This window comes from Streptomyces sp. DH24, assembly GCF_029813775.1.
GTDB lineage: Bacteria > Actinomycetota > Actinomycetes > Streptomycetales > Streptomycetaceae > Streptomyces.
Window position 1 is genome coordinate 27052 of the sequence record NZ_JARVKW010000019.1, and the last position, 14383, is coordinate 41434.

Annotated in this window: 12 protein-coding genes; 7 read left to right on the plus strand and 5 right to left on the minus strand. The window is 73.5% G+C overall.

The window, feature by feature from the left end; all coding sequences use genetic code 11:
* Nucleotides 1–182: 182 nt before the first annotated feature.
* From QC282_RS17235 to QC282_RS17250, 4 genes are all read left to right on the plus strand, one after another.
* Nucleotides 183–971 (plus strand): electron transfer flavoprotein subunit beta/FixA family protein, encoded by a 789-nt coding sequence (locus QC282_RS17235; RefSeq protein ID WP_279550324.1) that lies wholly within the window; start codon nucleotides 183–185, stop codon nucleotides 969–971.
* A 51-nt stretch (nucleotides 972–1022) separates the two neighbouring features.
* Complete coding sequence (locus QC282_RS17240; protein ID WP_279550325.1) at nucleotides 1023–1985, plus strand: electron transfer flavoprotein subunit alpha/FixB family protein; 963 nt, start codon at nucleotides 1023–1025, stop codon at nucleotides 1983–1985.
* 222 nt (nucleotides 1986–2207) lie between these two features.
* Entirely contained in the window at nucleotides 2208–3512 is a 1305-nt protein-coding gene (locus tag QC282_RS17245) for an aldolase/citrate lyase family protein (protein WP_279550326.1), read from the plus strand.
* Nucleotides 3513–3698: 186 nt separating this feature from the next.
* Nucleotides 3699–5777, plus strand: coding sequence for a serine/threonine-protein kinase (locus QC282_RS17250; protein ID WP_279550327.1), 2079 nt, complete (start codon nucleotides 3699–3701; stop codon nucleotides 5775–5777).
* On the opposite strand, the gene QC282_RS17255 is transcribed toward QC282_RS17250, so the two are convergent.
* Together QC282_RS17255 and QC282_RS17260 are read right to left on the minus strand one after the other, a co-directional pair.
* Entirely contained in the window at nucleotides 5723–6517 is a 795-nt protein-coding gene (locus QC282_RS17255) for a hypothetical protein (protein WP_279550328.1), read from the minus strand. The two genes, QC282_RS17250 and QC282_RS17255, sit on opposite strands and share 55 nt — an antisense overlap.
* A gap of 7 nt (nucleotides 6518–6524) precedes the next feature.
* Complete coding sequence (locus tag QC282_RS17260) at nucleotides 6525–7619, minus strand: LacI family DNA-binding transcriptional regulator (protein WP_279550329.1); 1095 nt, start codon at nucleotides 7617–7619, stop codon at nucleotides 6525–6527.
* A gap of 166 nt (nucleotides 7620–7785) precedes the next feature.
* Here QC282_RS17260 and QC282_RS17265 point away from each other — a divergent pair, with 166 nt between their 5' ends.
* On the plus strand, nucleotides 7786–8730 hold the full coding sequence (locus QC282_RS17265) for an ROK family protein (protein WP_279550330.1): 945 nt from the start codon (nucleotides 7786–7788) through the stop codon (nucleotides 8728–8730).
* An 80-nt stretch (nucleotides 8731–8810) separates the two neighbouring features.
* Here QC282_RS17265 and QC282_RS17270 read toward each other — a convergent pair whose 3' ends face one another.
* Nucleotides 8811–10673 carry an NPCBM/NEW2 domain-containing protein gene (locus QC282_RS17270; protein ID WP_279550331.1) on the minus strand — a complete coding sequence of 621 codons (1863 nt, stop codon included), beginning with the start codon at nucleotides 10671–10673 and terminating at the stop codon, nucleotides 8811–8813.
* Between the two features lie 123 nt (nucleotides 10674–10796).
* On the opposite strand from QC282_RS17270, the gene QC282_RS17275 reads away from it, so the two are divergent.
* Both QC282_RS17275 and QC282_RS17280 read left to right on the plus strand, forming a co-directional pair.
* Nucleotides 10797–10991: a hypothetical protein gene (locus tag QC282_RS17275; protein ID WP_279550332.1), complete on the plus strand. Its 195-nt coding sequence runs from the start codon at nucleotides 10797–10799 to the stop codon at nucleotides 10989–10991.
* Nucleotides 10992–11134: 143 nt separating this feature from the next.
* Nucleotides 11135–12208, plus strand: coding sequence for an NUDIX hydrolase (locus QC282_RS17280; protein WP_279550333.1), 1074 nt, complete (start codon nucleotides 11135–11137; stop codon nucleotides 12206–12208).
* Between the two features lie 3 nt (nucleotides 12209–12211).
* On the opposite strand, the gene QC282_RS17285 is transcribed toward QC282_RS17280, so the two are convergent.
* Both QC282_RS17285 and QC282_RS17290 read right to left on the minus strand, forming a co-directional pair.
* Nucleotides 12212–12928, minus strand: a complete 717-nt coding sequence (locus QC282_RS17285; RefSeq protein ID WP_279550334.1) for an MBL fold metallo-hydrolase — start codon at nucleotides 12926–12928, stop codon at nucleotides 12212–12214.
* A gap of 67 nt (nucleotides 12929–12995) precedes the next feature.
* Nucleotides 12996–14351 (minus strand): dipeptidase, encoded by a 1356-nt coding sequence (locus QC282_RS17290; RefSeq protein WP_279550335.1) that lies wholly within the window; start codon nucleotides 14349–14351, stop codon nucleotides 12996–12998.
* Between the last annotated feature and the right edge of the window lie 32 nt (nucleotides 14352–14383).

The window sequence follows — 14383 nt, forward strand, 5'->3', positions numbered from 1 at the left end:
GGTTACGCTGCGTTGCACAGGTCACAGTTCAAAGCGCTTGCTTAGCGGGCATGAACTGGGTGTACTGACGAGTAATATTTCGTTCGGAGCGCGGGTCGCCCCGACCGGGATCAGCCGCTTGAGGCGCCTATGCTGCCTGCAAGCAGGCAGCCGAGAAATGACGATGCAGTAGGAGAGCCGGCGTGAGCTTGAGGATCGTTGTCACTGTGAAGTACGTGCCCGACGCCACTGGCGACCGGCACTTCGCCGATGACCTGACCGTCGACCGGGACGACGTGGACGGTCTGCTCTCCGAGCTGGACGAGTACGCGGTCGAGCAGGCGCTGCAGATCTCCGAGAACTCCGACGACGACGTCGAGGTCACCGTCCTGACCGTCGGCCCCGAGGACGCCAAGGACGCGCTGCGCAAGGCGCTGTCGATGGGCGCCGACAAAGGCATCCACGTCGAGGACGACGACCTGCACGGCACCGACGCCATCGGCACGTCCCTGGTGCTGGCGAAGGCGATCGAGAAGGCCGGTTTCGACCTGGTCATCTCCGGTATGGCGTCGACCGACGGCACCATGGGCGTCGTCCCGGCCCTGCTCGCGGAGCGCCTGGGCGTCCCGCAGGTCACCCTGCTCTCTGAGGTCTCCGTCGAGGACGGCACCGTCAAGGGCCGCCGGGACGGCGACGCCGCTTCCGAGCAGCTGGAGGCGTCCCTGCCGGCCGTGGTCTCGGTGACCGACCAGTCGGGCGAGGCGCGCTACCCGTCCTTCAAGGGCATCATGGCGGCCAAGAAGAAGCCGGTGGAGTCCTGGGACCTGTCCGACCTGGACCTGGAGGCCGAGGAAGTGGGCCTGGAGGGTGCCTACACGGTGGTCGACTCCGCGGCCGAGCGTCCGGCCCGTACCGCCGGCACGATCGTCAAGGACGAGGGCGAGGGCGGCAAGCAGCTCGCTGAGTTCCTCGCGGGCCAGAAGTTCATCTGAGCCCCGGTTCGCTGACCGCCCCGCTACTTTTCCGAGCAGGAGAGCAATCCCATGGCTGAAGTTCTCGTCTACGTCGATCACGTGGACGGTGCCGTCCGCAAGCCCACCCTGGAGCTGCTGACCCTGGCCCGCCGCATCGGTGAGCCGGTCGCCGTCGCGCTGGGCAACGGCGCCGCCGACACCGCCGCCGCGCTGGCCGAGCACGGTGCGGTGAAGGTCCTCACGCACGAGGCGTCCGAGTACGCCGAGTACCTGGTCGTGCCGAAGGTGGACGCCCTGCAGGCCGCCTACGAGGCCGTGTCCCCGGCCGCCGTGCTGGTGCCGTCCTCCGCCGAGGGCAAGGAGATCGCCGCGCGTCTGGCACTGCGCATCGGCTCCGGCATCATCACCGACGCCGTCGACCTGGAGGCCGGCGACGAGGGTCCGGTGGCCACCCAGTCGGTGTTCGCCGCCGCGTTCACCACCAAGTCCCGTGTCTCCAAGGGCACTCCGGTCATCACGGTCAAGCCCAACAGCGCGGCCGTCGAGGCCGCTCCGGCCGCCGGCGCGGTCGAGGCGCTGTCGGTGACCTTCTCCGAGAAGGCGACCGGTACGAAGGTCACCGGCCGCACGCCGCGTGAGTCGACGGGCCGCCCGGAGCTGACCGAGGCCGCGATCGTGGTCTCCGGTGGCCGCGGTGTGAACGGCGCGGAGAACTTCGCGATCATCGAGGCGCTCGCCGACTCCCTCGGCGCGGCCGTCGGTGCCTCGCGTGCCGCCGTCGACGCCGGCTGGTACCCGCACACCAACCAGGTCGGCCAGACCGGCAAGTCCGTATCGCCGCAGTTGTACATCGCCTCCGGCATCTCGGGTGCGATCCAGCACCGCGCGGGCATGCAGACCTCGAAGACGATCGTGGCGATCAACAAGGACGCCGAGGCCCCGATCTTCGACCTGGTCGACTACGGCGTCGTCGGCGACCTGTTCGACGTCGTCCCGCAGCTCACCGAGGAGATCAAGACCCGCAAGGGCTGATCCATCCCTGCCAGGGCGTCGAAGGCCCCCGTGACCGCGCGGCCCGCGCGGTCACGGGGGCCTCTCGCTCTCCCCGGCCGCGCCGCGCCGCCCCGCCGTCCACGGGCCGAAGGTGCGAAGCCGACCGGGACGTAAGACGGTGTTGACCAGGCGGAAGCTCGCCCGATAACTTCGCTCTACGGATTGTTGATTCCGTACAGCGGAAAACAGGAGGGTGTGGGAATGGGTCAGGGCCAGCAGGAGACCGTGGCGACGAGCCTCGCGGGCGCCGTGCGCGAGGAGATCAGCGCCTCCCTCGCGCCGGTCGACGCCGAGCTGGAGCGCCGCTACCCGGGAGACCCCGGCACCCGCCAGCCCGTCCACACGGTGTACGTCCCCGGCGACGTCTTCACCGCCGAAACGATCCGCTCCTGGGGCGACCAGGCCCTCGGCCTCCTCGACGAACACGCCCCGGACGCCGCCTCGTTCGCCGCCGTCCTCGGCCTGTCCGACGAACTCGCCGAGCCGGTGTACGCGCGCGTGCGCGCCAAGCTGGAACGCGAGCCCGTCGAGGACCTGCGCGTCGACTTCGAGGACGGCTACGGCAACCGCCCGGACGCCGAGGAGGACGAGGCCGCCGCCCGTGCCGCCCGGCTGATCGCCGAGGCCTGCGCGACCGGCACGGCGGCCCCGTACATGGGCATCCGCATGAAGTGCATGGAGGCCCCGGTGCGCGACCGTGGCATCCGCACCCTCGACATCTTCCTCACCGGCCTGACGGAGGCCGGCGGCCTGCCCGACGGGCTGGTCCTGACCCTGCCGAAGGTGACCTACCCCGAGCAGGTCACGGCGATGGTGCGGCTGCTGGAGGCCTTCGAGAAGGCGCGCGGTCTGGCGCCCGGCCGGCTCGGCTTCGAGATCCAGATCGAGACCAGCCAGTCCATCCTCGCCGCCGACGGCACCGCCGCCGTCGCCCGCATGATCCGGGCCGCCGAGGGCCGCGCCACCGGACTGCACTACGGCACCTTCGACTACAGCGCCTGCCTCGGCGTCTCCGCCGCCCACCAGGCCAGCGACCACCCGGCCGCCGACCACGCCAAGGCCGTCATGCAGGTCGCCGCCGCCGGCACCGGCGTACGCGTCTCGGACGGCTCCACCAACGTCCTGCCCGTCGGCCCCACTTCGAAGGTCCACGACGCCTGGCGGCTGCACTACGGCCTCACCCGCCGCGCCCTGGCCCGCGCCTACTACCAGGGCTGGGACATGCACCCCGGCCACATCCCCACCCGGTACGCCGCCGTCTACGCCTTCTACCGCGAGGGCTTCGAGCAGGCCGCCGCCCGCCTCGCCCGCTACGCCGGCCGCACCTCCGGCGACGTCATGGACGAGCCCGCCACCGCCAAGGCCCTCAGCGGCTACCTGCTGCGCGGCCTGGACTGCGGCGCCCTCGACGTCGCCGAGGTCGCCCGGCTGACCGGCCTGACCCGCGCCGACCTGGAGGGCTTCGCCTCGCCCCGGCGCGGTGACCTGACGGCCTCCGCCACATAGCGGACTGTCACGGCCCGCGGCACCGAACGGTCACGTCACCGCCGCCCCCCGGGCCGGGTCCGCGAAGTGGCGCCTGCCGGGCGTCGCGCGGCCGTCCTGCGGGCGACGACGCCACTTCGCGGCCTAGGCTGTACCCCGCGCGCAGTGCGTCGCGTATGTCACAGGTGTCACAGGAACGGGGCTGCGGTGTCTTCGGGGGAGTACGGACAGGCGGACGGACCCGGCCGGCTGCTGGCCGGGCGCTATCGCGTCACGGCGCAGCTCGGCCGCGGGGGCATGGGAGTGGTCTGGCGGGCCGAGGACGAGGTGCTCGGCCGCGAGGTCGCGGTCAAGGAACTGCGCACCTACACCGACGCCGACGCGCCCGAACTGGCCGACCTGCGGCTGCGGATGCAGCGCGAGGCGCGCGCCGCGGCCCGGGTGCGCCACCCCGGTGTCGTCGCCGTCCACGACGTGACCGAGGTCGACGGCCGCCCGCTCATCGTCATGGAGCTGGTCGACGGGCCGTCCCTCGACGACGTGCTGCGCGACCGCGGCACCCTCGACCCGCGCGAGGCCGCCGGCATCGGCGCCAAGGTCATGGACGCGCTGGCCGCCGCGCACCGGGCCGGCGTGCTGCACCGCGACGTCAAGCCCGGCAACATCCTGCTGGACCGCTCCGGCCGCGTCGTCCTCACGGACTTCGGCATCGCGACGATGGAGGACCCCGGCGACGGCGCCGCCACCCACCTCACCCGCAGCGGCGAACTCGTCGGCTCCCTCGACTACCTGGCACCCGAGCGCGCCCAGGGCGCCCAGCCGGGCGCCGCCTCCGACGTGTGGGCGCTCGGCGCCACGCTGTACGCGGCCGTCGAGGGCGCCTCGCCGTTCCGCCGTACGTCGACCTTCTCCACGCTCACCGCGATCGTCACCGACCCGCTGCCGGAGCCCCGGCGCGCCGGTCCGCTCGGCCCCGTCCTGCGGCAGCTGATGGACAAGCGCCCCGAGTCGCGTCCGGACGCCGACCGGGCCCGCGCCCTGCTCCAGGCCGTCGCGGACGGCGGCCCCGCGGACGTGCCGACCTCCCCGCTGCGCGGACCGGCGCCGACCCCCTTCCGGACGGAGACCGAACTCGGCGTCCCGTCGGTCCCCCCGGGATTCGGGCCGCCGCAGGGCACGCCCCCCGGGGCGGGACAGGGCTACGGAGCGGCGGCCCTTCCGGGCGGACAGGCATGGGGACAGGGCCAGGCCGGCGAAGGACAGCAGGCGCCCGGAGCGTACGGGCCGGGGCACGCCGCCCCGTACGGGCCGCAGGACGCGGGCTCCGCCGGGCACTGGGCCGGCGGCCACGCCGGGCAGGGGCCGCAAGGCCATGCCGGGGCGATGGGGCATCCCGGGCAGGGAGCGCCGGGTCACGCCGGACATGCGGCGCCGGGCCGTCCCGGGCACGAGGCGCCGGGTCACGCCGGGCCCGCGACGTCCGGCCCTCCCGGGTACGCGGCGCCGGGCCACGCCGCGCAGGGACACGGTCCGGCCGGGCCCGGTGCCGGCTCCGGGGCCGGTGCCGTGCCGTCCGGCGGGACCTCCGCGCCCACCGGCCCCGTGTCCCGCTCCGCCCCGCGTCGCCGCAAGGGCCCGGCGCTGCTCGCCGCCGCCGCCGTCACCGTCGTCCTCGTCGCCACCGGTGTCGCGGTCACCGTCCTGAACGACCCCGGCGACGCCGAAGCGGGCGCGCGGACGGGCGGGCCCGGCAGCTCGGCCACGGCCACCCCCGACCCGGACCGCACCCGCGGCGAACTCTCCGAGGACCCCGAGCCGAGCGGCCGGGGCGAGCAGGAGAAGACCCGGGAACCGTCCCGGACACCGGACGGCATGGGCGCGAGCAGCCCCGAGGACAAGCCCGCCGCCAAGAGACCCGACAACTCCTCGGCGGGCGGCGCCACGGGCGGCGGCGCGGGGAGCGACGGCGGGACAACGGGCGGCGGCGGTACGACCACGGCCCCGCCGGCCTGCACCCCGATCGGCGGCGGCAAGTACAACTGCCAGGTCTGGCGCACCGCCAAGTCCTACACCGCGGCCGGCGCCGAGGCCGGTGTCCTCAACGCGGGCACCAACTACTTCTACTGCCAGCAGAACCTGGGCCGCCGCGAGACGTACGGCGAGTGGACCAACGTGTGGTGGGCGAAGACGGACGACGACAGCGGCAACGCGGGCGTCTTCGTCAGCGACGTCTACATCCAGGGCGGCGACAACGACGCGCCGCTGCCGGGACTGCCCGTCTGCTGAGCCCTCACGTACCGCTCCAGACCCGACCCGGTCACCAGCCGCTCCTCGGCGAACACCCGCGTGCCCCGCTCGCACCGCCACCGGTCGGCGCGGGCCCGCGCGCAGAACTCCTCCGGCGTCGAGCCGAACAGCTCGCGCAACGGCGGCCGGGTGGCCAGCAGTTCGGCGAGCAGCGGGCGCTGGCCGGGGTGGGTGCGCGGGGTCCGGGCGCCGTTGTGCAGGACACCGTGCCGGTTCACGTACACGTACGCGCCGGGCAGCAGTGTGCCGTCGGCGAGTTCGATCCGTACGTCGGGAGCGGGCAGCCAGGCGCGGTCGTAGTTGCCGCCCGGCAGCGGTACGCCCTCGCTCGCGTCGATCACCTCCAGCTGGCGGGTGTCGAGCCAGATCAGGAACAACTCCCGTACGGCGGTGGGCGCGGTGAACGGGGAGGCCGACACGTAGCCCATGCGGCTCACGTGTGCCGAGACGCCCACGTCGAGGCCGGTGACCCGGGCCCGGACCATCGGAATCGGCGAGTCGATGCCGAACTCGGTGGTCTTGTGCCGCAGTTGGGCCGGGCAGGCGTTGGAGCCGACGGCGAGGATGGGGACCCGGTCCTCGTGCACCAGACGGTCCAGCGGCAGCAGCCGGTCGCCGTCCAGCAGACCGGAGTCCGCCGGCCACGCCCCGGGATAGAGCAGCGGATGGTCGCGCGGCGCCTCGGCCAGACCGAGGGCCTCCAGGGTGCGGTCGTCCATGCGCCGCTCAGTCCGCCGGGGGCAGCTCACCCGAGCCGCGAGTGATGAGCCGGGTCGGCAGTTCGATGCGGTCGGGCGCGACCAGGGTGCCGTCCAGCTGCTGGAAGAGGCGCTCGGCGGCGGTGCGGCCGAGGGTCGCCGAGTCCTGCGCGACGACCGTCACGCCCGGTTGGAGCAGGTCGGCGAGCTCGATGTCGTCGAAACCGACGAGGGCGACCGGGCGGGACTGCTCGGCGAGGACCCGGATCACGGTGACCGTCACCCGGTTGTTGCCCGTGAAGACCGCGGTCACCGGGTTCGGGTCGGACAGCATCTCCTCGGCCGCCCGCCGCACCCGCACGGGGTCGGTGACGCCGAGGGACATCCAGGAGTCCTTGACCGGTATCCCGGCGTTCTCCATGGCCGCCCGGTAGCCGCGCAGCCGCTCCGCGGCGGTGTGGATGCGCGGCATGTCGCCGATGAAGCCGATGCGGCGGTGCCCGTGCGCGATGAGGTGGGCGACGCCGTCCCGGGCGCCGCCGAAGTTGTCCGACAGGACGACGTCCGCGTCGATCTGCCCGGCCGGGCGGTCCACGAACACCGTCGCGACACCGGCCTTCAGCTCCGGCTCCAGATACCGGTGGTCGTCGCCGGCCGGGATCACCACCAGGCCGTCCACCCGCCGTGCGCACAGCGCCAGCACGAGCTCCTGCTCCCGGTCCGGGTCCTCCGCGCTGGAGCCGTTGATGAGCAGCGCGCCGTGGGCCCGCGCCACCTCCTCGACCGCTCGGCTGAGCGGACCGTAGAAGGGGTCCGCGAGGTCCTCCAGCACCAGGCCGATGCTCGCCGTGCGGCCCTTGCGCAGCACGCGCGCGCTGTCGTTGCGGCGGAAGCCGAGCGCGTCGATGGCCTCCTGGACGCGGCGCTCCGTCTCCGGCGTGACGCCCGGTTCGCCGTTGACCACGCGGGAGACCGTCTTCAGTCCCACGCCGGCCCGGGCGGCCACGTCCTTCATGGTCGGACGATTGCCGTAGCGGCTTCCGGGGAGGCGGTCTGCTCGGCGGGGCGTCTCGGGCACGATGCGGTGTCCTGTCCTGTCGTACGACGGGGTGCGGCGGTCCATGGTTTGTATGAGGATGTGGCGTCGAGCATAGAGCCTGGACAACGTTGTCAGATGCGGGAGACACTGTCCACCGCACTCTTGGGCCCGCGCCTCGGCGCGCGACCGGCCTGCTGCTTTCTCAATTTTCGCGACGCTTTCGCTTGGTGGACGGGGAGATCCGACTCTGATGCACACGAATCTCGTGGCCGCGCTCGACATCGGCGGCACCAAGATCGCCGGGGCGCTGGTGGACGGCCACGGCGAGATCCTGGTGCGGGCCCAGCGCGCCACGCCCGCACGGGAGGACGGCGACACCGTGATGCGGGCCGTGCAGGACGTGCTCGGCGAACTGGCCGCGTCGCCCCTGTGGACGCGGGTCTCGGCCGTCGGCATCGGCAGCGCGGGCCCGGTCGACGCCTCCGCGGGCACCGTCAGCCCGGTCAACGTGCCCGGCTGGCGCGACTACCCGCTGGTCCGGCGCGTGCGCGACGCCGCCGGTGACCTGCCCGTCGAGCTGATCGGCGACGGCGTCGCGATCACGGCGGCCGAGCACTGGCAGGGCGCCGCCCGCGGCCACGACAACGCGCTGTGCATGGTGGTGTCGACGGGAGTCGGCGGCGGCCTCGTCCTGAACGGGCGGCTGCATCCGGGACCCACGGGCAACGCCGGCCACATCGGCCACATCAGCGTCGACCTGGACGGTGATCTCTGCCCCTGCGGTTCGCGCGGCTGCGTGGAGCGTCTCGCGAGCGGCCCGAACATCGCCCGCCGCGCCCTGGAGGGCGGCTGGCGTCCCGGTCCCGACGGCGACACCTCCGCCGCGGCGGTGGCCGCCGCCGCGCGGGGCGGCGACCCGGTCGCGGTGGCCTCCTTCGAGCGGGCGGCGCAGGCGCTGGCCGCCGGTATCGCGGCCACCGCGACCCTGGTCGAGATCGACATCGTGGTGATCGGCGGGGGAGTGGGCAAGGCGGGCGACATCCTGTTCACCCCGCTCCGCAAGGCCCTGAGCACCTACGCGACGCTGTCGTTCGTCCAGCGCCTCACGGTGGCCCCGGCCCGGATGGGCACGGACGCCGGTCTGGTGGGGGCGGCGGCAGCGGCGCTTTCGGGGCGGGCCGTGGCGGGGGTGTAGCCGCCCGGCCCGGGAGCGGGCGCCGGCGCGCGTGTGCGGTCCGCGCGGTCGTCCCGGCGCCGCCCCGGGGTGTCTCCGGCTCAGCAGGTCAGGCGGGCGTCGGCCCAGTCCGCGTGGTCGGAGTCGATGCCGTCGCCGGCGTCCGTGACGACGAGCCTGACCAGTTCGGCGCCGGTCACGTCGGCCGTGAGCGGCCTGGGCGGCATCGCGTTGGTGAGGGTGCCGGTCGAGGCGACCAGGGTGTCGTCGGCCCAGATCTCGAAGGCGACGGTGCCCGCGGTGCCCTTCTCGTCGTCCACGCCGACGTCCGCGGTGACGGTCTCGCAGGCGGCCCCGGCGTAGTACTCGACGGCGCTCTCCGCGTGGACGCCGAGTCCCTTGTCGTAGCGGACCCCGCCGATGGTGATCGGGTTGCCGTCGCCCGCGGCGCTCTCCCCGTTGCTGGTGTCGCGCTCGGCGGGGCCCCAGCCGTTGGCGGCCGACAGCCACGGCAGGTCGCCGAGCCAGGACGTGCCGGAGGGCGGCGCCGTCACCACGGTCGCGGTCAGCGGCAGCGTCCGGTCGACCCGGGCGCCGTTCGGGGCGCGGCAACTCGCCCTCAGGGTCAGGTCGTGGGCGCCCGTGGGTGTGCCGACGGGGGCCGTCACCGTCCACGTGGTGCGCAGGGAGCCGCCCGGCGGGAGCACGGCGGCGCCGGTCGGGGACTGGGCGTGGACCGTCCAGCCCGCGGGTCCGCCGAGCGCCACGGAGACGTTCCTCGCCGGTGTTCGGCCGAGGTCGGTGACCGACGTGGTGACCGTGGCGGGCTCGCCGGCCTCCATGAAGGAGCCGCCGGTCACGCCGAGTTCGACGGCGGGCGGGTGCTCGGCCCAGCGCGTGTCGGCGGCCACGCGGACGAGGACCGTGCCGTGGGCCGGTACGGTCGCCGAGATCGTTCCGGCGGTGTGATCCGTGCGGTGTTCCCACAGGTCGCGCAGTGTGTAGGCGTCCGCGTCGGGCAGGCCGACGGCCTCGGCGGTCGTGGTGATGCGCTGCGGGCCGCCGGACTCGTTGAACAGCGCCACGGCGCGGCTGCCGTCCTTCATCTCCTTGGCGACGACCCAGCGTCCGCCCTCGGAGGACACGACGGTGCCCTGCTTGCCCAGCGGGTCCTGGTCGACCGCGACGACCTCGCGATTGCCGAGGATGTCGAAGGTCTCGTCGGAGGCCTTGCGCAGGTCGGTGCCGATGAGCAGCGGCGCGGCCATGACCGCCCACATCGAGAAGTGCGAGCGGTACTCGGTGTCCGTCATGCCTCCGTTGCCGACCTCCAGCATGTCCGGGTCGTTCCAGTGGCCCGGTCCCGCGTACTCGGCGAGCGGCAGGTTCTTCTTCAGGATCGACAGCATCGACCCCCAGTTATCGCTGATGTCGCCGGTGGTGCGCCACAGGTGCCCGACGTCGGCGGCCCATTCCCAGGGCTCGTTCTGGCCCCATTCGCAGATGCTGTACACGATGGGCCGTCCGGTCGCCGCGAGCGCGTCGCGCATGGTCGTGTAGCGCAGCTTCGCGTCCACGCCCTGGTTGTGGCAGTTGTCGTACTTGAGGTAGTCGACGCCCCACTGCGCGAACTGCCGCGCGTCGCTGTACTCGTGGCCCAGCGCGCCGGGGAAGCCGATGTCGCTGCACGTCTTGGTGCCGGCGCTGGTGTAGATGCCGAACTTCAGCCCTTTGGAGTGGACGTGGTCGGCGACGGCCTTGATCCCGTTCGGGAAGCGGACCGGGCCCGGCACGAGCCTGCCGTTCTCGTCCCGCTCCGGCAGCGCCCAGCAGTCGTCGAGGTTGACGTACTCGTACCCGGCGTCCTTGAGGCCCCGCTCGACGAAGAGGTCCGCGATGGCCTTGACCATGGTCTCGTCGAAGTCGGCGCGGCAGTGCGTGGAGTTCCAGTTGTTGAAGCCCATGGGCGGCGTGCGCGCCGGCTCCGCGTGCGGCGGCGCCGGGCAACGACGGCCCCGGGGCCGGATCGGCGCCGGTCGGGTGAGCGCCTGCGTGACCCCTGCGGCGCCCGCGCAGTTGAACACGGCATGAAGAAGCGCAGCATGCTCGCCATCGCCTCCCTCGCCGCCGGTTTCGTCGTCGCGGCCGTCACCCCGTCCCACGCGAAGGCCCACTCCGCGCTCGGCGACCTCGACGTGGACCGCACCCTCGGCACCGCCCAGGACCTCGTCGCCAGTGACAGCCTGGACGGCGTCGAGGACACCCTCGGCGGCAACGGCTGACGGGCCCTCTCCCGGCCGGGCGGCGCCGGTGCCCAGTGACCACGGGCACCGGCGCCGTCGGCATGTGCGCCCTCAACTGGGGCTGGTTTCCGTGGCAGGGTGGAGCGGGCAAGCCTCAGGGGGCCAACTCAAGAGGGGGAAACGTGATCGTTTGGATCAACGGGACGTTCGGTGCGGGAAAGACCACCACCGCACGGGAACTGATCGAACTGATCCCGAACAGCACGCTCTTCGACCCCGAGGTCGTCGGCGGAGCACTCACGCACCTGCTGCCGCCCAAGCGCCTCGCCGAGGTCGGCGACTTCCAGGACCTCCCGATCTGGCGGCGTCTGGTGATCGACACGGCGGCCGCGATGCTCGCCGAACTCGGCGGCACCCTCGTGGTGCCCATGACCCTGCTGCGCCAGGAGTACCGCGACGAGATCTTCGGCGGCCTCGCCGCCCGCCGCATTCCCGTCCGGCATGTGCTCCTGGCCCCGGCCGAAACGATCCTGCGCCAACGAATAGCGGGCCGCGAGGTCCCTCCTGACCGCCCCGACGGCGAGCTGCGCGTCCGGCAGTGGTCCTACGACCACATCGAGCCGTACAAGGCCGCGCTCGCCTCCTGGCTCACCGCCGACGCCCACCCCATCGACACCAGCGCCCTCACCCCGTACGAGACGGCCGCGCGCATCGCCGAGGCCGTCGCCGGCGGTGCCGTGCCCGCCTGCGACATCGTGCAGACACCGGAGCCGACCGCGGAGACGCTGGCCGCGGGCGTACTCCTCTTTGACGAGCGGGACCGGGTGCTGCTCGTCGACCCCACCTACAAGGCCGGCTGGGAGTTCCCCGGCGGCGTCGTCGAACCCGGCGAGGCACCCGCCCGCGCCGGCATGCGCGAGGTCACCGAGGAGACCGGCATCCGCCTCGACGAGGTGCCCACCCTCCTCGTCGTCGACTGGGAGCCGCCCGCGCCGCCCGGTTACGGCGGGCTGCGCCTGCTCTTCGACGGCGGCCGGCTCGCCTCCACGGACGCCGAACGCCTCCTGCTGCCCGGACCCGAACTCCGCGGCTGGCGCTTCGTCACCGAACAGGAGGCCGCCCGACTGCTCCCGCCCGTCCGCTACGAACGGCTGCGCTGGGCCCTGCGCGCCCGGGAACGCGGGGCCGCGCTCTATCTGGAGGCGGGCGTCCCCACCCCGTACGCCGACGGCGCCGGTGTGCCGAAGCGGGCGTGACCGTCAGCCCGACGCCTCCGCCGCCCCGGCCGCCCGCCCGATCGCCGAGGCCGCCCCGCCGACCACCGGGTCCCCGTGGCCGAAGCACGCCACATCGGCGTCCAGCGCCGCCAGCCGGCGGCACGCCGCGAGGACCCGGCCCCGGTCCAGGTTGAACACGCCCGGCATGACCGTGCCGTCCACCGGGGACGCGGCCACCGTGTCGCCCGTGAACAGCACGCCGTGGCGCGGCAGATGGAGCGCGATGCTGCCGTCGGTGTGCCCGGGGACGTGTACGACGCGCGCCCCGCCGCCGGTGTCGAGAACGTCGCCGTCGACCAGTTCGGTGACCCGCGACGGACGGGCGAAGCCGCCCTGCGGCAGATGCTTGAGGGCCTCCGCGTGGATCGGCAGCTCCCAGTCCTCGAACACCGGCGGCGGGCCCGGCAGTTCACCCCGCACGAACGGCGCGTCCAGACCGTGCGCCAGCACCTCGGCGCCGGTCAGCGCCGCGAACTCGGCGGCCCCGCCCACGTGGTCCTCGTGGAAGTGCGTCAGCACGACTCGGCGCACCGAGCGCGGGTCCCGGCCCAGCCCTCCGACCGCCTCGGCGATGGGCCCGCCCGCTCCGGGGGGACCCGCGTCGATCAGCGTCGACTCGTCGCCGTCCCGCCACAGATACGCCTGGCCGACCGGGAAACGCAGCAGATGGAGTTCGGGAAGGAGCTCGATGACGTCCATGGGACGAACGTAGCCGGGCCCCCGCCCGCGGACAGGGGCCCTCTGCCGTGGGCAGAGCGCGGCGCGGTCAGCCCGCCGCGTAGTTCCGCAGGAACAGCGCCTCGGTCACCGACAGACGCTCCAGTTCCTCGGGCGACACGCTCTCGTTCACCGCGTGGATCTGCGCCTCCGGCTCGCTCAGGCCGATGAGCAGGATCTCCGCGTCCGGGTAGAGCGAGGCGAGCGTGTTGCACAGCGGGATCGAACCGCCCTGACCCGCGTACTGCATCTCCTCACCCGGGTACGCCACCGCCATCGCGTCCGCCATCGCCTGGTACGCCGGGCTGGTCGTGTCCGCGCGGAACGCCTGGCCCTGGCCGACCTGCTCCACCCGCACCCGCGCCCCCCACGGCGTGTGCGACTCGACGTGTGCCTGAAGCAGCTTCGTCGCCTCCGCCGCGTCCACGCCCGGCGGCACCCGCAGGCTGATCAGCGCGCGGGCACTCGCCTGCACCGACGGCGTGGCGCCCAGCACCGGCGGACAGTCGATGCCGATGACCGTGACCGCCGGGCGCGCCCAGATGCGGTCGGCGACCGTGCCGGAACCGATCAGCCCGACGCCGTCCAGCACCTTGGCGTCCTTGCGGAACTGCGCCTCCTCGTACTGCAGCCCCTCCCACGCGGACTCCCCGGACAGCCCGTCGACAGTCGTCGAACCGTCCTCGCCGCGCAGCGAGTCCAGGACGCGGATCAGCGCCGCCAGCGCGTCGGGCGCCGCGCCGCCGAACTGCCCCGAGTGCAGATTGCCTTCGAGGGTGTCGACCTGGACGCGGACCATCGTCATGCCGCGCAGGGCCGTGGTGACCGTCGGCAGACCGACGCGGAAGTTCCCGGAGTCGCCGATGACGATCGCGTCGGCCCGCAGCAGCTCGGGGTGCTGCTCCGCGTAGCGCTCCAGACCGCCCGTGCCCTGCTCCTCGGAGCCCTCGGCTATCACCTTGACGTGCACCGGCACACCGCCGGCCGCCTTCAGCGCGCGCAGCGCCAGCAGGTGCATGATGACACCGCCCTTGCAGTCGGCCGCCCCCCGCCCGTACCAGCGGCCGTCGCGCTCGGTCAGCTCGAACGGCGGCGTCGCCCAGGCCGCCTCGTCCAGCGGCGGCTGCACGTCGTAGTGGGCGTACAGCAGCACCGTGCGGGCGCCCTCCGGGCCGGGCAGGTGGCCGTACACCGACTGCGTCCCGTCCGGGGTGTCCAGCAGCGCCACGTCCTCGAAGCCCTCCGCGCGCAGCGCGTCGGCCACCCACCGTGCGGCGCCCTCGCTCTCGCTGCGGGGGAACTGCTCGAAGTCCGCCACCGACTTGAAGGCCACCAGCTCGGCGAGCTCCGCCTTCGCCCTCGGCATCAGGGAGGCGACGGTCTCGGCGACCGGATTCGACGACATGGGCACGCTCCTCGTAGGTGCGACGTTGTACT